At 41.7% G+C, this 22,690-nt stretch carries 21 protein-coding genes; 12 read left to right on the forward strand and 9 right to left on the reverse strand.

Annotation, left to right across the window (positions count from 1 at the left end; translation table 11 throughout):
* Nucleotides 1-278 precede the first annotated feature (278 nt).
* Entirely contained in the window at nt 279-1,493 is a 1,215-nt protein-coding gene (gene msrB / locus ACIGBM_RS08675) for a peptide-methionine (R)-S-oxide reductase MsrB (protein WP_397477457.1), read from the forward strand.
* Between the two features lie 98 nt (nt 1,494-1,591).
* On the opposite strand, the gene folE is transcribed toward msrB, so the two are convergent.
* On the reverse strand, nt 1,592-2,188 hold the full coding sequence (gene folE / locus ACIGBM_RS08680; RefSeq protein ID WP_185156591.1) for a GTP cyclohydrolase I FolE: 597 nt from the start codon (nt 2,186-2,188) through the stop codon (nt 1,592-1,594).
* 542 nt (nt 2,189-2,730) lie between these two features.
* On the opposite strand from folE, the gene ACIGBM_RS08685 reads away from it, so the two are divergent.
* Nucleotides 2,731-3,540, forward strand: a complete 810-nt coding sequence (locus tag ACIGBM_RS08685) for an enoyl-ACP reductase (RefSeq protein WP_191113648.1) — start codon at nt 2,731-2,733, stop codon at nt 3,538-3,540.
* A 134-nt stretch (nt 3,541-3,674) separates the two neighbouring features.
* Entirely contained in the window at nt 3,675-4,370 is a 696-nt protein-coding gene (locus tag ACIGBM_RS08690) for a YoaK family protein (protein WP_397477458.1), read from the forward strand.
* Between the two features lie 93 nt (nt 4,371-4,463).
* On the opposite strand, the gene ACIGBM_RS08695 is transcribed toward ACIGBM_RS08690, so the two are convergent.
* Nucleotides 4,464-4,616 (reverse strand): hypothetical protein, encoded by a 153-nt coding sequence (locus ACIGBM_RS08695; protein ID WP_166739249.1) that lies wholly within the window; start codon nt 4,614-4,616, stop codon nt 4,464-4,466.
* A 409-nt stretch (nt 4,617-5,025) separates the two neighbouring features.
* Between ACIGBM_RS08695 and ACIGBM_RS08700 the strand changes: the two genes are divergently transcribed.
* From ACIGBM_RS08700 to ACIGBM_RS08730, 7 genes are all read left to right on the forward strand, one after another.
* Entirely contained in the window at nt 5,026-6,447 is a 1,422-nt protein-coding gene (locus ACIGBM_RS08700) for a DASS family sodium-coupled anion symporter (protein WP_341609267.1), read from the forward strand.
* A 218-nt stretch (nt 6,448-6,665) separates the two neighbouring features.
* Nucleotides 6,666-7,604, forward strand: a complete 939-nt coding sequence (locus tag ACIGBM_RS08705) for an alpha/beta fold hydrolase (protein WP_397477565.1) — start codon at nt 6,666-6,668, stop codon at nt 7,602-7,604.
* Nucleotides 7,597-8,004, forward strand: a complete 408-nt coding sequence (locus tag ACIGBM_RS08710) for a metallophosphoesterase family protein (RefSeq protein ID WP_397477459.1) — start codon at nt 7,597-7,599, stop codon at nt 8,002-8,004. Before ACIGBM_RS08705 ends, ACIGBM_RS08710 begins: the two co-directional genes overlap by 8 nt.
* Before the next feature lie 24 nt (nt 8,005-8,028).
* On the forward strand, nt 8,029-8,391 hold the full coding sequence (locus tag ACIGBM_RS08715; protein WP_397477460.1) for a metallophosphoesterase family protein: 363 nt from the start codon (nt 8,029-8,031) through the stop codon (nt 8,389-8,391).
* Between the two features lie 85 nt (nt 8,392-8,476).
* Nucleotides 8,477-9,076, forward strand: coding sequence for a DUF1543 domain-containing protein (locus tag ACIGBM_RS08720; protein ID WP_397477461.1), 600 nt, complete (start codon nt 8,477-8,479; stop codon nt 9,074-9,076).
* Between the two features lie 162 nt (nt 9,077-9,238).
* Nucleotides 9,239-13,513, forward strand: coding sequence for an ATP-dependent RNA helicase HrpA (hrpA, locus tag ACIGBM_RS08725; protein WP_397477462.1), 4,275 nt, complete (start codon nt 9,239-9,241; stop codon nt 13,511-13,513).
* Nucleotides 13,514-13,653: 140 nt separating this feature from the next.
* The gene (locus tag ACIGBM_RS08730; RefSeq protein WP_397477463.1) at nt 13,654-14,259 is read left to right on the forward strand and encodes an SAM-dependent methyltransferase; all 606 of its coding nucleotides are present in this window, start codon (nt 13,654-13,656) and stop codon (nt 14,257-14,259) included.
* Nucleotides 14,260-14,423: 164 nt separating this feature from the next.
* Here ACIGBM_RS08730 and ACIGBM_RS08735 read toward each other — a convergent pair whose 3' ends face one another.
* Nucleotides 14,424-14,753 (reverse strand): hypothetical protein, encoded by a 330-nt coding sequence (locus ACIGBM_RS08735; RefSeq protein ID WP_102091713.1) that lies wholly within the window; start codon nt 14,751-14,753, stop codon nt 14,424-14,426.
* A 263-nt stretch (nt 14,754-15,016) separates the two neighbouring features.
* Entirely contained in the window at nt 15,017-15,868 is an 852-nt protein-coding gene (locus ACIGBM_RS08740) for an AraC family transcriptional regulator N-terminal domain-containing protein (RefSeq protein WP_397477464.1), read from the reverse strand.
* A 166-nt stretch (nt 15,869-16,034) separates the two neighbouring features.
* Here ACIGBM_RS08740 and ACIGBM_RS08745 point away from each other — a divergent pair, with 166 nt between their 5' ends.
* The gene (locus ACIGBM_RS08745) at nt 16,035-16,448 is read left to right on the forward strand and encodes an organic hydroperoxide resistance protein (RefSeq protein ID WP_160021698.1); all 414 of its coding nucleotides are present in this window, start codon (nt 16,035-16,037) and stop codon (nt 16,446-16,448) included.
* Nucleotides 16,449-16,646: 198 nt separating this feature from the next.
* On the opposite strand, the gene ACIGBM_RS08750 is transcribed toward ACIGBM_RS08745, so the two are convergent.
* On the reverse strand, nt 16,647-17,564 hold the full coding sequence (locus ACIGBM_RS08750) for a DMT family transporter (protein ID WP_397477465.1): 918 nt from the start codon (nt 17,562-17,564) through the stop codon (nt 16,647-16,649).
* A gap of 321 nt (nt 17,565-17,885) precedes the next feature.
* Here ACIGBM_RS08750 and ACIGBM_RS08755 point away from each other — a divergent pair, with 321 nt between their 5' ends.
* The gene (locus ACIGBM_RS08755) at nt 17,886-18,569 is read left to right on the forward strand and encodes a DUF421 domain-containing protein (RefSeq protein WP_397477466.1); all 684 of its coding nucleotides are present in this window, start codon (nt 17,886-17,888) and stop codon (nt 18,567-18,569) included.
* Between the two features lie 134 nt (nt 18,570-18,703).
* On the opposite strand, the gene creD is transcribed toward ACIGBM_RS08755, so the two are convergent.
* From creD to pnuC, 4 genes are all read right to left on the reverse strand, one after another.
* Entirely contained in the window at nt 18,704-20,341 is a 1,638-nt protein-coding gene (gene creD, locus ACIGBM_RS08760; RefSeq protein ID WP_397477467.1) for a cell envelope integrity protein CreD, read from the reverse strand.
* Nucleotides 20,342-20,510: 169 nt separating this feature from the next.
* Nucleotides 20,511-21,035: a TIGR00645 family protein gene (locus ACIGBM_RS08765; protein ID WP_101204361.1), complete on the reverse strand. Its 525-nt coding sequence runs from the start codon at nt 21,033-21,035 to the stop codon at nt 20,511-20,513.
* A gap of 90 nt (nt 21,036-21,125) precedes the next feature.
* The gene (locus ACIGBM_RS08770) at nt 21,126-21,740 is read right to left on the reverse strand and encodes an AAA family ATPase (RefSeq protein ID WP_397477468.1); all 615 of its coding nucleotides are present in this window, start codon (nt 21,738-21,740) and stop codon (nt 21,126-21,128) included.
* Nucleotides 21,691-22,401 carry a nicotinamide riboside transporter PnuC gene (gene pnuC, locus ACIGBM_RS08775; RefSeq protein ID WP_397477469.1) on the reverse strand — a complete coding sequence of 237 codons (711 nt, stop codon included), beginning with the start codon at nt 22,399-22,401 and terminating at the stop codon, nt 21,691-21,693. Before pnuC ends, ACIGBM_RS08770 begins: the two co-directional genes overlap by 50 nt.
* Nucleotides 22,402-22,690: the final 289 nt, after the last annotated feature.

The following is a 22,690-nucleotide window of genomic DNA, read 5'->3' on the forward strand; positions in this document are numbered from 1 at the left end:
CCTCATTTTAAAAATGGTGATAAAAATGAGATAAATTGCAGTCAAACAAGGAAAATAGCGCAGGTAATATCGAGATATTAGTCAGCTATTTGACACCGTTTGGCAAGATTTAGCCATTTTTAACCCATTTAGATGACTATCGATTGAATTGAGGACACGCCCTAAACCCAGTTGATAAAAAATATCTTAATAAACTGTAAATATATAACAGTATAGGAATGTTTCAGTGATACAAAAGCGTTAGGATATTTGAAGGACATTACGCTTAGGAGATTTTCATGAATCGCATATTACCATCTAGAATCATAGGGTTAGTTATCATAGCGAGTAGTGCGATTTACGCAGGCTGTGCATCAACTGAAAACAGCGCTACTGTAAAAAACACAACTGCCGCTAACCCATATGCACCGACTACGCCAGGATTGGCAGTAGCCACAGTAGCGGGTGGGTGTTTTTGGTGTGTTGAAGCAGGTTATGAAAAAATCCCTGGCGTGGTAGAAGTCGTATCTGGCTATACGGGTGGCACCGCTGAAAACCCAACCTACAAGCAGGTGTCAGCAGGTGGTACTGGGCATACCGAGGCTGCGCAGGTGTATTATGATCCTAAGAAGATTACTTACAATGGCATAGTACAGGCGCTATGGAGAATCGCTGATCCTACTGATGATAAAGGGCAGTATGTTGATCGCGGCACGCAGTACCGCCCAGCGATTTTCTATAACAACGCGCAAGAAAAGCAAATCGCAGAAGCGGCCAAGCAGTCACTGCAAGCCTCTGGTGTATATGACAAGCCAGTAGTGATCGAGATTGTACCTGCTAGCACTTTTTATCCTGCTGAAGAGTATCATCAAGATTACTACAAAAAGAACCCGATACGCTATAAAGCCTATACCTTCAATTCTGGTCGCTATCAATTTATCGAGAGTGTCTTTGGTAAAAACTATGAGCTTGATTTTAGTAAGTTTACGCCCGAAGCAGACAGCACACAGCAAGTGACGTCAAATAACACATCGAATAGTAAGGTAGGCAAAGGTTTTAACCCAGATACATTCGTAAAACCTTCACAAGATGCGCTAAAGAAGTCACTTAGTGATATTCAGTATAAAGTCACACAAAAAGAAGGGACCGAGCGTGCCTTTGATAATGAGTACTGGGATAATAAAGAACCTGGATTATATGTCGATGTGATATCTGGTGAGCCACTGTATTCTTCGCGTGATAAATATAAGTCTGGTACGGGCTGGCCGAGCTTTACTCGCCCATTGGATACGAGCTTAGTGGTTGAAAAGCCAGATCGAGGAATATTTGGAACTCGTACTGAAATTCGTAGCCGTTACGCGGACTCACATGTGGGACATGTATTTGATGACGGTCCAGCACCGACAGGCAAGCGCTATTGCATGAATTCAGCAGCGCTCCGCTTTATTCCACTGGCGCAGATGGAAGCTGCTGGTTATGGCGATTGGGTAGATGACGTAAAACCAGTTGGTTAGTACTATTTTTCTATCGCTCAGCCAAATAAAAAGGACGCATCATATGCGTCCTTTTTATTTGGTTGTTATTCACAACAGCCTAAGCAATTAACAGTCAATTAAAACGCTGGTTGACGCTTAGGTACCGCACCCAAAAATTCATTACGGGCTTGATTATTGTGTTGATATTCGCCGAGCATCGCGGTGCTACGCGTGGTTGAATGCTGTTTGCTAACACCGCGCATCATCATACACATATGTGATGCGTCCATAACGACTGCTACGCCGCGGCAGCCAGTAACATCCATGATGGTCTGTGCAATCTGCTCACTTAGGTTTTCTTGTATTTGCAAACGACGAGCAAACATATCAACGATACGAGCAAATTTTGACAGTCCTAGTACTTGGCCGTCAGGTAAGTAGCCGATATGAGCGACACCATGGAACGGTAGCATATGATGCTCACACAGTGAATAAAACTCAATGTTCTGTACCAGTACCAGCTCGCGATTGGCTGATGGAAACACAGCATCATTGACCACTTCATCTATACTTTGATGATAGCCTTGGGTCAGATGGGCAAAGGCCTTTGCAGCACGTACAGGCGTATCTAGCAAACCCGGACGATCTAAGTCTTCGCCAGTTGAAGCAATCAGTTGGCGATAAGATTCGGTACTTTCTTTATAATCTGGGGTTATGATGGGGGTGTTACTCATAAGTTTGGCAGCCATCCAAAATGTGGGTGTAGCTTAACGTTGAATCCTATCATGTGAGGATTCTTATAAAAATTGTGCAAGCTGGGAAGGGCTGTGATTATACTCGAAATCTGCTGAACTTCATACTGCTGTGGCTAGCAGTTGAGTCTTTAATCAATAAAGGAGTGTTTGGTACTTAATCGAAACGGTTGTAGTGTTAATATTCGAAGTACAATTTTTCTCATAAAATAAGCAAACTACTATATTCTAAGTATTTTATCTTGAAGCGTTGATGCTAAAATGCAATCTAGCAACTCACGAAAAACCCCCACTGTCGATACTACTTCAAGTGATAAACTGCTATTAGTCATTTTGACGTTATTAGTTGTTTGTATCAGTCAATCCAATAACAAGAACCAAATACAGTTTACGACTGTTTACTTAAATTATTTCGTGTATAATAACTCATCTTTTCATTTGTACTATTTAGTAGTCTCTATCTTCTAATTACTCTAAATAAATTCTTATTCTAAATCATCTCGATTGATTCAAAAGGAAATCTTATGCTACTGCAAGGACAACGATTTGTCGTAACTGGCATCGCAAGTAAACTCTCTATCGCTTGGGCTATCGCAGAAGCGCTGCACCGCGAAGGGGCTTCACTAATTCTGACTTACCCGAATGACAAAATCAAAAAACGCGTCGATATGGCCGCTGAAAAATTTGAAGCAGATTTGGTTCTAGAATGTGACGTAGCTTCTGATGAGTCAATTGCTGCATGCTTTGAGCAAGTGACTGCTCACTGGGGCGACGGTATTAATGGTGTGGTACATGCCATTGGTTTTGCACCGATGGATCAGTTGGATGGCGATTTTGTCAATGCCACGACTCGTGAAGGCAGTCATATCGCGCATGATATATCTAGCTATAGCTTCGTTGCATTGGCTAAAGCGGCTCGTGAGTTACTAGCGATGCGCCATGGTTCTATGTTGACATTGACCTATGAAGGTAGCATTTCAGTATTGCCAAACTACAATGTTATGGGTATGGCAAAAGCCAGTTTAGAAGCGAGCGTTCGTTATTTAGCAACGTCTATGGGCGGTGAAGGTATCCGTGTTAATGCGATATCTGCAGGTCCTATCCGCACGCTAGCGGCTAGTGGTATTAAGTCTTTCCGTAAAATGCTTGATATCAGCGAAAAAATTGCGCCACTACAGCGCAACATCACACAGACAGAAGTAGGCAACGCCGCATTGTTCCTATTGTCGCCTTGGGCATCTGGTATCACAGGTGAGATTATGTTCGTTGATGCAGGCTTCAATACAGTAGCTATCAGCGAGCAGTTGATGATGCTTGATGAACCAGCACAGTAATTGTTATAGATGATTCGTTTGATAATAGAAAAGACAGCCAGTTGGCTGTCTTTTCTAGTTATACTATGAGTCTTTTTGGCTACGTACTTTTTTAGCAATGCGTCTTTTTAGCTACGTGCCTTTGGACGAGGGATATGATAACCAAGTTACCAAAGTGGATACTATGGGGCGGGGCAGTATTGGCATTTAGTGCTGGTTGCGTGAATACGACGGCGTTAATGGGGTTTGCCAATTTATCAGTGTCGCACGTAACGGGCAATGTAAGCTTGTTTGCAGCGGCTATCGCTCATTCAGACGCGCGTAGTATTTTATATATTGGTACCTTGTTGCTGTCCTTTTTGGCAGGGGCTATACTAAGCGGTTTTGTCATTGGACAGACATCATTGAAACTTGGTCGTCGTTATGGGCGAGCGCTATATCTAGAAGCAGCACTACTGTTGGTGAGTTATTGGTTATATCAGCAGCATGATTACTTGGGGCAATTAGCAGCAGCAATGGCATGTGGACTGCAAAATGCGATGGTCGCAACTTATAGTGGGGCGGTCATTCGTACCACTCACTTAACAGGGCTAACATCAGACATGGGTGCAGCAATCGGTAATTGGCTTGCTGGTCGTTCTATTAGTAAGCCAACCTTGGGGTTCCAAGCCATTATTTGGTATTGCTTCTGCGGCGGTAGCGCAATAGGCGCTTTCTTGTTTGCAAAAGTCAGCTATGATGCTTTGTTCGTTCCCATCGCCATTGTGTCGACAGCAGCATTTGTATACAACTATGTCTCAGATCATCTGCCAGAGGTGAGAGAACCAAAAAAAGATAGGCGCTTATCATAGTGATAAACGCCTATCGTGCCTATTATTAACCGTATTGGTTTTTGCATGTTTATTTAGGTATAGAATAGCGAGCTGTTAAAACATGCTTTGGTCTTATTCTTTATGATCTTCGTGCTCATGCATCCCTTGCATCATATCGAGCATAGAGTCGTCAGTACGTTGTTGATCTTCTTTGGCTAGGCCATCTTGATTGATGTCTTTTGGTGCCATTTTGGTCGTTGAGTCCGTTTTATTTGAGTCTGTCATAAAGTACTCCAGTATTTTTATTTACTTCTTAATAGAGATGTTTTAATTAAATCTTTATTTGTTGACGCTCGTATTTAGTAGCGCTTGGCTTTTATTTAACTTATCTAGTATGCAGTGTGACCATAGTCTTGTACATATACAGAGTACACTTGTTTAGTGACTATGTGTAACTAATGCTGCAATCAACCATGCAACTAATAATGAAGCTGATCACATGATTAACGACTAAGTTTACGGATTTCTAGCATAAGTTGTAAAAAAGCGAGTTTCGACGTATATATCTCAAGTAATGTCTGCAGATAATTAGATTTACCTCAGTGGTCATGTGTATTATCAAAATACATTAACCAACAATTTATGTTTTATTTTTAGGTTTCTTACACCGTCTTTGATTCAATAAGGACATTCTATGTCAGAGCAAAAGCTAGATAGTCATCTTCCTAATGATGGCAATGAATATTTATTTACTGATACCTTCCCAAAAGGTACAGGAAAAGGGCTGATCGTTGTCGCGATTGCCGCGATTATTGCGTTGATTATTTACAATGTGTTGCCGTTCGATATCAATGCTAATAAAGGTCTCGCAGTCCTGTTTTTTATTGGGGTACTTTGGCTTACAGAAGCTGTGCACGTCACCATAACAGCGCTACTTGTCGTAGTAATCGGTGCCTTAGTTGGCATACCAGACTTCGATGCTGAAATCGGTCTGCAAAGCTTTGCCAATCCTACTATTTATCTGTTCTTTGGTGGTTTTGCCTTGGCAGCAGCATTGCATGTGCAGCAGCTAGACAAAAAAATAGCACTAAAGATTCTATCGATGTCTGGTGGCAAACTGAGTACAGCTGTATTTTTGATATTTGGTGTGACGGCATTTTTATCGATGTGGATATCGAATACTGCTACAGCTGCGATGATGCTCCCATTGGCACTCGGTATCTTGACGCAAGTTGATCGTGAAAAAGATCGCGGTACGTTTGTCTTTGTACTGTTAGGTATTGCTTATTCAGCCAGCCTTGGTGGTCTAGGTACGATTGTTGGTTCGCCGCCCAATGCTATTGCAGCAAAGGCGCTCGATATTGCCTTTGTAGACTGGATGAAGTTTGGTATTCCGATGATGTTGGTACTGTTACCATTATTGTTGGGTGCGATGTATGTGTTCCTAAAGCCGAACCTAAATCGTACTATTGTCCTCGTTGATGACGCGCCGATTGCTTGGAACAAGCCACGTATCGTCACTATCATCGTCTTTATCGTTACGGCATTGAGCTGGATATTCTCCAAAAAGATCGGAGCAGCTTTAGACATCACGGATACTGATGCCATCGTTGCACTATCAGCAGCTGCAGCAGTAGTGAGCTTAGGGTTGGTATCTTGGAAGCAAGTATCAGATAATACGGATTGGGGTGTGCTCATGTTGTTTGGTGGTGGTATTGCGCTATCGACAATTTTGAAAGTATCTGGGGCGTCTTTGGTACTAGGGGAAACCGTAGCAACTGCGTTGTCTTCGGCACCACTTATTGTTGTGATGATGGCAGTCTCAGCATTTATTATTTTCTTGACAGAATTTGCTTCCAATACTGCCTCGGCAGCATTGCTAGTACCTGTATTTGCCGCTATTGCAGAGCAGATGGGTTTGCCACATGAAGTGCTCGTATTGGTCATCGGTATTGGTGCATCGTGTGCCTTTATGTTGCCAGTTGCCACACCGCCAAATGCTATTGTGTTCGGTACAGGTTTGATCAAACAGACAGAAATGATTCGTACAGGTATCATATTAAATATCATTGCTACTATCGTTATCGGGCTATGGGCGTATTTTTTCTTGATATAATCAAGTAGTCATTACAATCCTAGTCATATCTGCTTAGTATAAATGAAACCCCGATGTTCAAGACAAATTGAACGTTGGGGTTTTTTATGGCTTATCATATGAGCTAACGGTATAGAATGTTTATCATTAACGTCATCTTATTAAATGGATTTGATCACATGACACAGTACTTATCAAAAGCAATTAGTCTCATAGTAATAGGCGCAATTGCTGTGTTAATGATATTTATAGCAAAATACTGGGCACCTGATCGTACCGTCGCTGAGCTAAAACAATGGCAACTACCCAACAGCGAATTTATAGACATACAAGGTATGCAGGCGCATGTAGCGCAGTCAGCTAATTGTTATATACACCGTGGCGATGCAGACGAAAAAAAACAACCTGAAACAATCGTTTTATTGCATGGTACATCGGCAAGTTTGCATACATGGGAGGGCTGGACCAAAGCGCTGTCTGATCAATACTGTGTCGTGAGCATGGATTTGCCAGGGTTCGGTTTGACCGGTCCTTACGTGGACGAAAGCACACAATATAGTAGCGAAAATTATGCGGCATTTGTCATTGAAGTACTCAATCATTTGAAGCTGGATCGTGTCACGCTAGCCGGTAATTCATTAGGAGGCAAGGTAGCGTGGCGCACCGCCGCTTTGTATCCTGAGCGTGTCGATCGGTTAATATTGGTAGACTCAGTTGGTTATCCAGCAACGCCAAAACATATTCCTATTGGTTTTAAGCTTGCTAAATATCCAATGCTGTCACCAATTTTAAATCGTATCCTACCCAGAAGTGTCGTCGAAAAAAGCGTTTTAAGCGTGTATGCCGATGACAGTAAAGTCGACGAGAAATTGATTAACAGATATTATGAATTGACCCTACGTAAAGGTAATCGGCAAGCATTAAGTCGTCGCCTAAATGAAACTGATGATGAGAGCGTTCAAGCCCAAATAAAGCAGCTGGACATACCGACTTTGATCTTATGGGGTGCAAAAGACGATCTTATTCCTGTAAAAAACGCCGCGTTATTCCATAGAGATATACGTAATAGTCAGCTTAAGATATTTGATAACTTAGGTCATGTACCGCACGAAGAAGATCCGTTAGCAACCGTTGACGTTGTAAAGCAGTTTTTGATTAGTGAGTTAGGAAATGGATAACTTAGAAAAGACACAGATAACAACCATCGCTGCGATTTCAGATATTCATAGTAATGTCTACGCCCTTGAAGCTGTGCTTGCCGATATAAGATATCGAGATGTTGATCAGATTGTCAATCTTGGTGATATTTTATACGGGCCAATAGCGCCTCGTGCTACCTATGAGCTATTAATGGCAAATCGAGATGATATTATTACCATTAGAGGCAATCAGGATAGGCAGATTTATGAAGCCACTACGGCAGAAATTGCTAATAATCCAACCATGGGCTTTATTATCAAAGATCTCTCTAAAAAAGCGATTGAATGGATGCGGTCTTTGCCATTTGATTTTCATGTCAGTGAGGATATATACCTCTGCCACGGTTCGCCGACCGATGACATGATATATTTACTATAGGATATCGAAACGGGTCAACCAATAGTGCGTAATGATGCGACTATATTGGCGTTACTCAATGGTATTGATAATGATGTTATCTTATGTGGTCATACACACATCCCGCGTACAGTAGTACTGTCGTCAGGACAAACTATTGTGAATAGTGGTAGCGTTGGCTATCCAGCTTACGAAGATGATTTGTCTATTATTCATAAGATGCAAACTTATTCGCCTCATGCTAATTATGCTCTTATCAAGTGTATTGAGACTCAACAAGGTAAACATTGGCAAACTGAGCATGTCAGGGTCGCTTATAACCATGAAGCAGCAGCAAATATGGCTCTAAGAAACGGACGTGAAGATTGGGTATTTGCATTGAAGACGGGTAGAGTAGTTCCAGTATGACAGTACTTAAAAACATTCTATCCTAGCAATAACAGCATCACCTTTAGATTAACTATGGGTTTTGTTTTAATAGAGATTACGTAAAATGCTAACACTATATATGGTTCAACTGGGCGGTCGTCCTAAAGGCCGTCTGATTGAGCAACACGATATTTTCTTTGGCACAGCCAGTCAAGTGAGTGGCTTGATAGCAGATATCAATGAACATTGGCCTGAGGTAAAAAATAAATGGCATATTGATTCATATAGAGCAATTACTAAAGTGGGTAATTATGCCATCAAGTTAATTGAATCAAGTGAGCAAGTAGAGGCTGCTACTGACTTAAGGTTATTCTTTATCAATCTAGGTGGCTATCAACAGGACAGTTTTGAAGAGTTTCACTATAAGCTACTTATCGTTGCACCTCACCAAGCTGACGCGATCAAACAAGCAAAAAAAAGTGATTTTTATAAGCAGTTTACTTTTAAAGATGAAACGTCACCTTTTAATGCAGCTTCTCATATTGATGATAAGTTTGCAGTAGATATAGATGACATATATAACGTAAACGATCTTATCTCCAATGTTCAGCTTTCGATTGAGCCTATTAGTGATACAGATGAGCTGAATGCTAGAGAAGACAAAGAATACGTCGGTTATCTAAGCATCAAGAATTTAAAGAAATTGGCGCTACAACAGGTTTAATAACAGGTTCATCTAAATTTTATAAAAGTAACCCAATACACGCCTCATTAAATGAACCTAATGGATAGCTTACGAGAGCAATCAGGACTCGACTAACTTGAATCATACCCCAATTACCCCCATAATCTAACCACTTCTACATAATAAATAGCCTAAGTAAATATGCCCAATACTTCTGAGAATGAACCAAAAATGCCTAGTGAAAGCAGCGTTGAAGAAACAAATAAGACAACAAATCCAGATGACAGCCACTCGAATAATAAGTTTAGCGACGATAGCACTGCTGTTCAGACTAGCATTGCTTCTGATCTACCAGTACTTGCTAAAGACAGCTATTACTTAAGCCGTCTTGAGAGAGAGCTGGCACGTGCTGCTGTGTCTAAAAATAAAAAATCTAATCAGGATTCTGAGCGAAAGAATAATTCAGATAATGTACTCGCTAAAAAACGTGCTCAGTACGAGAAAATAAAGACACGTTCTCAAGAAGCCGTGCAAGCACGTATCGACAGTATTCCAAGTGATTTACCTGCCAAGCTAAATTTAGATCTGCCTGTTAGCCAACGCGCAGAAGACTTAGTACAAGCGATTATCGATAATCAAGTCATTATCGTCGCTGGTGAGACGGGTTCTGGTAAAACGACGCAGTTGCCTAAGCTTGCAATGCTAGCAGGGCGCGGTATTACAGGGCAGATAGGGCATACACAGCCGAGACGATTGGCTGCTCGTAGTGTGGCAAACCGTATCGCAGAAGAGTTGGGTGAGCCATTAGGTAATACGGTCAGTTTTAAGATTCGCTTTAATGAGCAAGGGACAGCGCAATCTGTTGTAAAGCTCATGACGGACGGTATTTTACTCGCTGAATTGGGTCATGATCGGTTTTTGAGTAAGTACGATACGATTATTATCGATGAGGCGCATGAGCGTAGTTTAAACATCGATTTTATTATGGGTTATCTCAAAAAGATGCTGCCCAAGCGCCCAGATTTAAAAGTCATTATTACCTCGGCGACCCTTGATACCAAGCGCTTTAGTGAGTATTTCAGCCGTTATGACAATAAGCTCAAACGGCAAGTTCCTGCGCCTATTTTTAATGTCGAAGGGCGTAGTTTTCCAGTAGAAGTCCGTTATCGTCCGTTGACAGATGAGCCAGTAAATAGCTCAGAAGATGACAGCTACGATGATTTTGAAGAGAACCTGCCGCGTGCTGTGGTCGCCGCTGTCGAAGAGTGCTTTAGCGATGCGCAGAGTAAGGGTCACGCCGATCAAGCTGATATTTTGATATTTGCTGCGACTGAAGCGGAGATTCGTGAGACGCAGGAAGTGCTTGAGCGTCATGGCCCGCGCCATACAGAAGTGCTGCCCTTGTTTGCACGGCAGACTTATGAAGAGCAGCAGCGTATCTTTCAGCCATCGGGTCGAGGTCGCCGTATTGTTATCGCGACCAACGTTGCTGAGACTGCATTGACCGTGCCGGGTATTCGCTATGTGATTGACTTGGGTTTTGCGCGGATTTCGCGTTACTCGTATCGCTCGCGCGTACAGCGTTTACCGATTGAAGCGATTTCGCAAGCAGCGGCCAATCAGCGTAAAGGTCGCTGTGGCCGTGTTGCTCCAGGTGTTTGTATTCGTCTTTATAGTGAAGAAGATTTTAGTGGCCGCCCTGAGTTTACTGAGCCTGAGATTTTACGTACTAACTTGGCATCTGTGATATTGCAGATGGCAAACCTGCGTCTAGGTAGTGTAGATGACTTTGAATTCATTGAGCCGCCTGATAGCCGATTGGTTACTGATGGTCATAAATTGCTAGATGAGTTGGGCGCTATTACTTCCAAGAAAGACATCGCTGCTCAAGACAAAACCAACAAGCCAAAATCGAGAAAAGGGCTTGATCATCTGCGTTTGACAGCAACTGGTCAGAAAATGGCACGTATGCCAATCGATCCAAGGCTGGCACGTATGCTGGTGGCTGGTTCTGATTTTGATTGTATTCGTGAAATGCTAATCGTTGTGGCCGCGCTTGCTGTACAGGATCCACGCGAGCGTCCTGCCAATAAACGTACGCAAGCGGATCAAAAGCATGCGGTCTTCCGTCAAGACGACTCTGACTTCTTATTTTATTTAAGTCTGTGGAAGGCGCTGTTTGAGAAAGATGAAGACGGCAATAAATTGTCTGGCAATCAGCGTAAGCAGTTTGCTAAGAAAAACTATTTAAGCTTCCCGCGTGTACGAGAATGGCATCAGACACACCGTCAATTGGTGCAAATGGTCACTGAGCTGAAATTAACTGATGTTAATGAATCAAAAGCTGCTGATAAAAATGTGGCTGTTAATGATCCAACAGCGATCGAAGACGAAGAGCTAAAAGCGGTCAAATATGCCAATCTGCATAGAGCATTGTTAACAGGATTGTTGTCTATCATCGCGCATAAGACCGAAAGTCGCGGTGAGTATTTGGCTGCGCGTCAGCAAAAGGCTAAGATATTCCCAGCCAGTACGGTGTTTAAACAAATACCACCTTGGGTGATGGCATTTGAGATGGTGGAGACTTCACAAGTCTTTATGCGTACCGTTGCCAAAATCGAACCAGAATGGATTATTTCAGCGGCAGGTGATTTGCTGAAATATCATTACTTCGAGCCACATTGGTCCAAGAAAACAGGACGAGTCAAAGCTTACGCTCAGATCAGTCTGTTTGGACTGATTATTATTAGTAAGCAGCTGACCAACTATGAGCAAGTCAATCTAATCGAGTCACGAGAGATATTTATCCGTGATGGTCTAGTGACGGGTAACCTTGGTCGCAATGCACCATTTTTGCAACATAACATGGATAAGATTGCTCATGTTGAGCGTATCGAAGACAAGCTGCGTCGCCGCGATTTGTTGGTAGATGAAGAGACGCTGTATCAGTTCTATGATAAGAAAATTCCTGAGCACGTTGCCAGTCGTAAAGCGTTTGAGGATTGGCGTGCAGAAGTCGAAAAGCATGATGCCAAGCATCTATTCTTTACTGATGAAGATGTACTTAATAGCCAAGCGCCGACCACAGGGGACTTCCCAGAAGTGTGGAAGCTGGGCGATCTAAAGCTGCCGCTGCGTTATATCTTTGATCCAGCCAGCGATGATGATGGTGTGACCATACGTGTACCGCTTGCCGCATTACCGCAGCTCGACGCGATTGAGCTACTGTGGGGCGTGCCCGGTTGGCGCTATGAATTGGTATTGCAGCTGCTCAAGTCATTGCCAAAAGAGATACGTCGCCAAATCGTACCGATACCCAATATTGCAGACAGTTTGTTTGATGAGTTGCAGCCAAAGGGTGGACAAGGATTGCTGAAACAGCTATGTCAGGCATTGCATCGTCGCGGTATTATGTCGGTGACACCAGAGAACTTCAATCCATCTACGATTGATCGTTATTTGCAACCACAAATCTGCGTGGTCGATGAGAAAAACCGTATCATCGAAAAAGGCCGTGATCTACAAACCCTACAGATTCGTCATGCATCTGAGACCAGTCAAGCGGTAAATGAACAGCAAGGCGTGCATACTGAGTTCCCTGAGTATTTTGCTTTTAGCAAAAACCATCATAGCGCAGGTGTGGTGATGAAACAGTTTGCAGCGCTTGTCGCTGATGAAGCGGGAGAAGCTGTATCGATTCATCAATACACTGATGTCAATGCAGCACTTCAAGCACATCGTATTGGGGTGCTGACTTTAATCAAAGGCAAACTTGGTGCAAAGAAAAAGCAGCTAACGAGCCAAATCGATAGTATATTTAAACTGGCATTTGCGCCACTTGGCGACATGGATAAACTCAAAACGATCGTTATAGATGCTGCGTTAGACGCGGCTCTCGAAGAGCACTATGTCTTATTTGATCACTCTGAGAATTTACCAGAAAGCGCCGATGACATCGCAGTTGGATTGAGCGAGGAGCTACCGTTTACCTCTGAAGAGTATACCCAAACTCTCGAAGTGGTAGTCAATAACTTCTTATTAACTGGTCAAAGCGTGATCAAAACGCTTAAGAATGTCTACACTCGTTGGCAACGTATTCGCCAAGGGTTGTTGATGCTAGATCGTGAGATATTTGGTGAGTCTATCGATGATATCGAAGATCAATTAGAAGATTTACATTTGGCTGATTTTGTTTATCGGATGGACTATAGCCATTGGCAACAGTATCCACGCTATCTCGAAGCGTTACAGATTCGACTAGAGCGTTTGGAGCACAACCTCGACGCCGACCTCGATGGTGTATACGCGCTTGACTTGCATATGGAGCGGCTAGCAGGACGTGCGGACAAAGAAGCCATCAGTGAGTATCGTTGGATGGTGGAGGAATACCGTATTCAACTGTTTGCCCAGCCTATGAAAACTCGTATGGCAGTGTCGCCCAAGCGTCTAAGCAAAATGTGGGACAAGGTAAGTTAGGCTAAATCTTAGGTTTGTATGGTACGTTATGTTATAGAGCACACATTGATCTTAAGATACGGGCTTTATAACTAAGTGTTCTAGGTGCCATATATTAATTACTAAATTGGATATCAATCTCAAATAAAAGGACGATTAAAATGTGGGATGAACGCTATAGTGGCACAGAGTTCGCATTTGGCACCGAACCTAATGATTTTTTGAGAGAGACATTTGAGCAGATACCTGTAGGTGGACACGTACTTTGTCTAGCAGAGGGCGAGGGTAGGAATGCAGTATTCTTAGCTGAGCAAGGTTTCAAGGTAACTGCGATGGATATGTCCGAAGTAGGGTTAAACAAAGCGAATAAGTTGGCCAAAGATAGAGGCGTAGCTATTACCACCCAAGTATCTGATTTAGCAGATTACAACTTTGGTCAGGATAAATGGGATGCCATAGTTTCTATCTGGGCACACGTGCCTGAAATGGTACGTCAATATGTACATGCACAAGTTGGCACTGCTCTCAAGCCCGATGGAGTATTTATCGTCGAAGCTTATACAGAACGACAGCTTGAAACAGAGGCAGTCGGTGGACCACCAGACAGTCAAAGGGAGCGTTTTGGCGCTTTAGAGAACTTTCAAAATGAGCTTGTAGGGCTGAACGAAGTGATTGGTGTAGAGAAGTTGCGTATGGTATCAGAAGGAAAGCGCCATCAAGGGCTTAGCGCTGTAGTACAGTTTGTTGGCAAAAAAGCCAGAAACTAGCCGTTGTAAGTTAAATCTATTGATCGTTTTAGTCGCTATATACATAGTTAGAGAAGATAGTTTGCAAACCATCTTCTCTATGAGCTATTGAGGCTTAATATCTGATAATTAGTGACCGGTATCTAATGACTAGTATTTAATGATTGGCATTTGATAATTGGTACTTAATGGCTAATCTTTTCTGTCAGTACACCCATGCTATAAAGTACATAAGCAATCACAGTTAATGCGACGATAAATGGAGTAAGCATCCAAATCACAATGTTGATTAAAAGTGATGGTAGCAATCCATTGAACAATTCAATATCTGGTGCGAAAAAATCGGTCATGACATCGACTGCACGCTTAGCAATAGGGAATAGCAAAGTGCTGAAAGCTAACATATAAATGTACTTACTAAAGCCAGGGTCACTCATGACTACCATAAAGTAGAACACTGTAAAAAACGTGATGCCAAGTGCCCAGCATTTGAGAGTGTAGCTTAAACGAATCATGTTATCTCCTCCCTAAGCTTTCTATTGATCGCTTTACATCGTTCTTACGCAGAGTAAAGCTGCTCCTATATATTCATTATTTTAAATATATATCATATGTTATAATACGAATATATAGTCACGTCAACCAATTTTTCTATTTATTTGAAATACTTCACAAGTTATCCAACTTAAAAATGTTGTTTTTTGGGGAAGAGTTTCATAGGTATAGTAGAAAATAGCCTAAGCAAAATTTTTCATTCTATTAAACGATATAGTTATAACTACAACTCATTACTCGGGCTCACACCAAAAAACCGCTTATATTCTCGGCTAAACTGACTAGGGCTTTCGTAGCCTACTTGCATCGCTATTTGTGATATTTGCGCTCCCTGCATCTTAATTAATCGCCTAGCTTCCATTAAACGTAAGCTTTTTTGATACTGTAGCGGACTCAGCTGGGTTATTTCTTTAAAATGCTGATGAAACCCTGAAACACTCATGCCGCATCTACTAGCTAAGCTTTCAATCATAATAGGTTCATCTAGATGTGCCTTTATCCAGTCAGTCGCTTGGGAAATGCGGTGTGTATGGCTACCGCTAACGACCAATTGCTTAAGTTTGTTGCCTTGCTCAGCCAAGAGTAGGCGATAGTATATTTCTTGTTGAATTAAAGAAGACAGAAAATCAATATCGTTTGGATAATCAAGCAAGCGTATCAATCGCTCAAACGCGTCCATTATGGTGTCATCTAAGTGCCACTTTATTCCTAAATGGCTGCCTGCCATTGGGTGTGTGGTCGGTATCTGCGCTAAGACATCTCTAATCATAGCTAAATCTAATTTCATTGATAAAACAATGACAGGGTTTTTTATCGAAGCGTGCTTGATATGCATACTTAGCGGTATATTAACGGGACAGAACATCAAGTTACTATTGTCAAACCTTTGACAGTCAGCACCCAAGTAAATCTCTCGTTCACCTTGCAGTACAATACAAATACTTGGCTCTTGAATATAGCTTACGGCTTTGCTTGGTTTATCCGCGCAGTAAAAGAATAAACCTGAAACAGCGGATTCGATGGTTCTATTTCTAGGCAGTACTGCTAAAAGTTGGTCAATAGTCGTTTGATTCATCACGAGTGCTTATTTTATAAGATTGCCTGATAGTATAAATATTTGTAGGATTAGGCAAGAGTTATAGAGGTTTGTTCTAACGTATAAATGTTGAGGATTCTATAATAATCTCATCGCAACAGCGTAAGTACGACCTCTAACAATATGAAACAAGGAATAATTACTCATGAAAATATTTTATAAAACGCGCGCAACCGCTACTGGTGGACGTTCTGGCCATACTGGATTAGACGATGGTTCGTTGGGATTTGACTTGGTATCTTTTCAAGAACAAGATAAAGAAGGCGTGAATCCAGAACAGCTTTTTGCAATGGGTTACGCGGCTTGTTTTGATAGCGCTTTGAGCATGACTGCACAGCACATGAAATTGCCTGTTACCGCTTCAAAAACCTCTGCGCAAGTGGGTATCGGTATGAAAGCTGACGGTAGCTACAACTTAGAGATAGAGTTGTCTGTAGAAGTATCAGGTATTGATGAAGCGCAGGCGCAGCAGCTGATAGAAGCCACGCATCAGGTGTGCCCGTATTCTAATGCTACTCGCGGCAATGTCGATACTCGTCTAGAAGTGACCGTTGTTTAAAGGCTGTTGTGTACAGACTGTTGCTTAAAGGCTATTGTTCAACGACTTTTGATCATAGACTAACAATATTAAAATAATAACTCGAATATAAAACGCCCCGATTTATAAGAGTCGGGGCGTTTTATGTTGTCCGGTAACGTAATTAGCTGGAACCTTTTCTGAGCAGATTATTAATGATAAATCACTAATAGACTTAATTTATACTGGTACTTTTTTATTTAAAGTAAATACCAAGACCGCGCCCAAAATGACTGTGCTTGCAACTATAAATGGAACAGTCAGCTGTTCAGACAAAAATATCACACCTAGCAACGCAGCAATCACAGGGACACATAGCTGAACGATAGCGGCTTGTGTGTTTTTCAATAGTGGCATTGCTGTATACCAGATACTATAGCCCAACCCTGAGGCGATCGCTCCTGATGCACAGGCGAGTAGTACACCTTCAGTCGCAATACCTTCCAAATTGATATTTTTCAAACCTAAGTCATCTAGATAGGTCATACCTACCAGTAATAGTATAGGCACAGCGACTAAGCTACGCACAAAATTAAACCCTGTCGCTCGTAGCGGTGAGATACATGATTTGCCTCGTATACTATATACTCCCCATGCTACGCCGCTCATAGCCATTAACGCTGCCGCCAATGGTGATGGTATGGCAGCTGATGGCAGCATCAAATACACGAATCCTGCTACTGCAACGACAAACGCCAACCATTGTAGCGCGCTTAATTGCTCCTTTTTGTAGATACCCCAGCCAATCATCGTCAGCTGAACCGCTGAAAACAAAATCAATGCCCCAGTGCCAGTATCCAACTCTACATACGCAATCGAAAAGCATAGTGCGTAAATCACCAAGCTGAGACTACTTAACCAACTGCCTTTATCATTTAATATAGCGTGGACAGTAGGTTCGTCATGATTAGACGTTTGGCGTCGCAGTCTGTAAGCATGTATAGCCATGATAATGCCTAGACAAGCCGTCGCACTCACTAGCCTGATAATGGTAAAGCTCCAAGCGTCGATATAGCCTTCTGCCAATGCCATTCGGCAAAACAAGGAGTTTGCGGCAAAGGCGATTAACGCAATAATGGTATAAATAGTGGCTTTCAAAAGTAATTCCTACAATGAATAAATGGCACAAAACAGGCAAACATAGGATTTTAGTTTTAGGTCTTGAGATACGCTGTTATAACGAACGTTTTTTTTAGCAAAGATAATAGATTGATAAATTATCAATCTGATCTATAGCTGTCTTACAAGACAGGATATTTTGTCGTACTTATGGCAAAAAGTCTCTTTTAAATCAGAATAACGATAGTTGTATTGACGATAAGGTCTAAAAATAGGGATGATGTGCTTCGCGTCAAACGAACTATTAGAACAGCACTTATTAAACACAATAAATCAGATAAATAAATAGGAAAAGATAGTATGAATTGGGCAAGTATTTTTATTTATGACACAACTTGGTTGTTTGCCGTAGAAATTTTAATACGTGTCACTGTAATGTTTGTATTAATTATCACATTTTTACGATTTACTGGTAAGCGCGGTGTCCGTCAGCTCTCTATTTTCGAGTTAACCATTATTTTATCGCTAGGCTCTATTGCAGGTGATCCTATGTTCACCGAAGACCTGCCCATTATCCAAGCGGTATTAATCATGGGTACGGTCATTTCACTCTATAGGCTGTGTACTTGGGCGATGATGAAGTTCCAGCCTTTTGAGGATCTGTTAGAGGGGCGCTCAATGTATATTGTAGAAGATGGCATGCTGGTGCTTGATAAGATTAAAAAAGGGGAAATGTCACATGATGAGTTTTTTGCTGAAATGCGCCAACAAGGGGTTGAGCATTTAGGACAAGTGCGTACTGGTTTGCTCGAAGCTGATGGCAATTTTAGTATTTTATTGCACACCTCTGAAAAGACAGACTACGGGATGCCGCTTTTCCCCAAGCAATACCGACCGGTCGAGCAAGTAGAAGCAGGGGTTTATTATGCTTGTATGTATTGCGGTTACGTTGATGAAATCTCTGACCCTAATCAGTGTTGCCCGCGCTGCGAGGACAATTGCAACAATTGGGCTAAAGCGTTAAACAATCATATCGTCAAATAATATTACTACTTGGCTGCCTTAGCTCAGTTGATAAGCTAAGGCAGCTAGTGCCTTTTTTCAAATTATTAGATAAAAACCTTTCATTTACTGACAGTTTGTCTGACTTGCTTTATACAGCGCATGGCTCTCATCATTTATGTCACTTTATACCAGTCGAGTTTGCGAGTCATCACCATCACGCAGGCAAGTATCACAAAGCAGAATATCGCACCCAGTAACAGATTGAGATCTTCTGTACTTAAAATACCAAAAAACGCAGCATATAGCCCAGCAAGTGTCGCGGTAAAGATTACTGCCCGTTTTAAACCGCCAAATACATAATAGCTATACCAGCCAATAAGCCCGACACAAGCACTGGACGCTACCATATAGGCTTGCCAAAATGCGATTTGTTCTGCAAGTGGTAGTAATAAGACATAAAAGACAAATAGTGCGCAGCCGACTAACAGATACTGAATAGGGTGGATGCGACTTGATTTGAGCACTTCAAATAAAAAGAAAGTACCAAACGTTACCAACATTAATAGCAAGGCGTACTTCATGGCTCGTTCAGTTTGTAGATAGACATCATTTGGGCTTGCAAAACTAACGCCAAAGCTGTTCAGCAGAATACTTTGATTGCTGCCAGCCACTGTCGCACTGTCTGTCGTCAGACTTCTTGATGACTCAAACGAATCAGTATTGTACGAATGACTATCGGTATTGAGCGTTGATTCACTTATGACAGTACATTGATGGTTAGGCGCGCTGAGACATTGAGAGAGGTATTGGTTATTAGCGATAGTTAAATACTGATTTTGCCAACTGGCATCGAATCCTTTAGTGGTAATGCTCTTAGTATTTGGTAATGCTTTACCGATGAAATTTGGTGTCTGCCAGTCACTGTGCATAGATAGAGTAAAGCTCTGCCCAGTTGGGACAGTCGTTATATTACTAATGCCAGCTAATGGTAAGTCGATCACAATATTCAGCGCTTGATTGTCTTTAGGATTAGATAACTGGCTATTTACCTCTGATTTATCTAGATCTGCATCTACTGAACCTGTAATAATAAAGCTATCTTTATTATGCTGGCTAGTAGGATTGCTTAATTGCTCCAATGCGTCTTTAGGAATATCTACTTCAACATAGGTTAAGTTCTCTATCATTGGTATCTGCGGATAGTTTGCTGCAATTGATTTTTGATTAATTGTGACAGTAGGCAGGGTAGCGACACCGCGTAAGTCAGACACAGGAATGATAAGTTTTGCTTTATTCCAGTGGGTAATGGTTTTGGTTAATTGCGTTTTGTCTGTATTAAGAGATATACCGACTGAATCTGCATCATCGTCAATTGTAGTGCCAACCTGATCTAAATTTTCTAAAGTCTCATCAAGCGTATAACTTTGATCGAATGTCAGTTGACCATCATAGCTAGTAGCACTATAGATACCGCGTTTATAAGTGTCTGTGTTTGCTTTTAGGTTTTGTACAGCCTGCGTCTGAGAGGCAAAAATCGTCTCAATCTTCGAGTATGACGGTTCGCATTTGCTCTTTATATTTGGTGTATCAGATGCATCTGACTGACATGCTGGTGTGACTGTCGTAGGGATGGCGATAAATGGATTAATCACTTCTTGTGGATTGACATGCTGCTGGGTGATTTCTTTTATCACTGACTCTGCGTAGTACTGCCTCTCGTATATGATATCGCCAATCATAGTGAGACCAATCAAAAAGACGATACAAAGTCCTACAATGATAGATAACTTAGTCAATAATGTTTTTTGCATGTTTTCGCCTCCTAAGTGTCTTTAATCCACAGCTGCCGAGATAGCAGACCGTGGTTTTAAAAGACATCATAGAGAGGGCATGAAGAGAAGATGTGCAGGAAATATGGAATAACTGTGAAAGGGTAAAAGTTGATATTCTCGGATAATTATTTTTAGATTATTAATGTTTTTAATGCTTTTTCGTGTCGCCAACGACTTTATCCATAATAGCGAATAACAAGCCAGACAATACAAAGGTCATATGAATAATAACCTTCCACATGAGTTTGTCGGCATCAAGTTCACTCATTCCGCTAGAGATATCCATAAAGGATTTCAAAAGGTCAATCGCCGAGATAGCAACGATCGCTCCGATGACTTTGAGCTTCAGACCAGAAAAGTCTACTTTGCCCATCCAGCTAGGTCGATCATCATGAGTGCCAGTATCGATTTTTGAGACAAAAATCTCATAGCCACTGAATATAATGATAAGCAGTAAACTGGCAACTAGAGAGATATCAACTAATACCAATATATCTACAATCACACTGGCTTCAGAGGCCGTCAGAATGTCAGCAAACATGTACCATAGCTTTTGGACAAACTTAATAAATAATAAAATAATGCCTAACACCAACCCTAGATAAAAAGGTGCCAGTATCCAGCGGCTATTAAATATGGTTTTTTCTAAATAAAGCTCAAACTTCTTTAGCATGGCTATCTCTTAGGTTTCAAAGACAAAAAAGTGTTGAAGACAAGAAAGTCCTAAAGACACAAATATGAATAAGTTTTTGGGTATAGCTGTTTAGCTTTGGTGTGGCGATATGTTGTCTATATCAGCGAGCTGCGCTACTACTTGCCGAACACGCTCTTTTCTATCGCCACTAATGCGTTGAAATGTTTTTTGATGTTTGCTTAATTGACTGGCGAAATAAGCACTTATCTCATCACGTTGGTGTGGACTGTCGCGCAGATCATCGGCGACCCATGGCGTATCAACATCAGTCAATAATATCAAATCATAATGATGGGCCAATGCTGCTTGCTCAAGGGCAGTAGGGCAGTCGCCATAATACCAATAGGAATAAACCATCAGCTCAAACAAACTGGTATCGCAAAACAAATAATGACTGGCATCAGACGACTGAGCGACCTGTTTGGCCAAGGTATTCTCTAGTGTAATCTGTCCCTGTGCGATAGGGAGCAGATCCTCCCACGTACAAGTCAGCTGCTCATCATCCCACTTTGCCTGTAAGTAGGTACGCATATATTCTGACACCCAAGGACTATCAAAATGCGCGGCCAAATCACGACATAAGGTCGTCTTACCCGTACTTTCTGCTCCTAAGACCGCGACTTTGATGACAGGTTTAGGCGTATGCTGCTCGAGGTTGTACGCGGTAGCGTCGTTGCCATTCATAGTATGCCCAGATTGCGATAAGAGTGAAGACTACATATTGTAGCGCGGTAAAAGTAAAACCTTTATAGAAGTATAGCGGTACCGATATCGCATCAGCGATGATCCAGAGTATCCAATGCTCGATTTTACGTCGTGCCATGAGCCACATTGCCATCAGAAATAAAGCCGTAGTGAGCATGTCAGTATAGTCGACCCAAGTAAATAAATGGAGTCCAAGTACCGCACCATCGAAACTAAAGCCATTATTAATCACTGGGCGGAAATAATAAACCAATCCTACAAAAGCTATCGTTCCTGCTGCCAAAGCAGAAAGTATAGGGATGTCACCTGCATGCAAATGCTCAATGCGGACATTATTGGTATCTGACTGCTTATGCTCAACAGACTGGTTTTTCTTGTTCTTTGACCAGTTAATCCAGCCATACAAGCTCATCACGGTATAGTAAGCATTAATGAACATATCGCCAAACAGCTGCCACTTCCACAGTAGGTACACAAATATAGCAGTGCTGACCAGACCAATAGGGAAGACTAAAATATTGGTTTTGCTGGCGAGTAAGACACTTGCTACGCCGAAGACAACGGCAATCAGTTCAAGAATGATAAATATCGTAGAGTAGTCAGCGTATTGACCAAATAACCAGTTGAGAAGTTCTGCCATTAGCATTCCTAAGTATGAGCGTGTATCAATGTTTTGAATAATTAAGATAGTTCGACGAATAGTACAAAATAAATGATGCCAATTATAACGTAGCTACCGAAAAAGGACGGCAGTCTTTGCTAATTTATGGCAAGAAACAGATTATTTGTAACAAAGTATTAGAAAAATTATAATATTCAGGCATAATAAACACACTGATTTTAAGTTTACAGTTATTCACTGAATTTGAATGGCTATTATTTTTCCACTTTTATGCTTATTCCAAGCACCACAGTAGTAGACAAGGAAG

It is taken from the genome of Psychrobacter sp. NPDC077938 (assembly GCF_044542635.1).
GTDB lineage: Bacteria > Pseudomonadota > Gammaproteobacteria > Pseudomonadales > Moraxellaceae > Psychrobacter.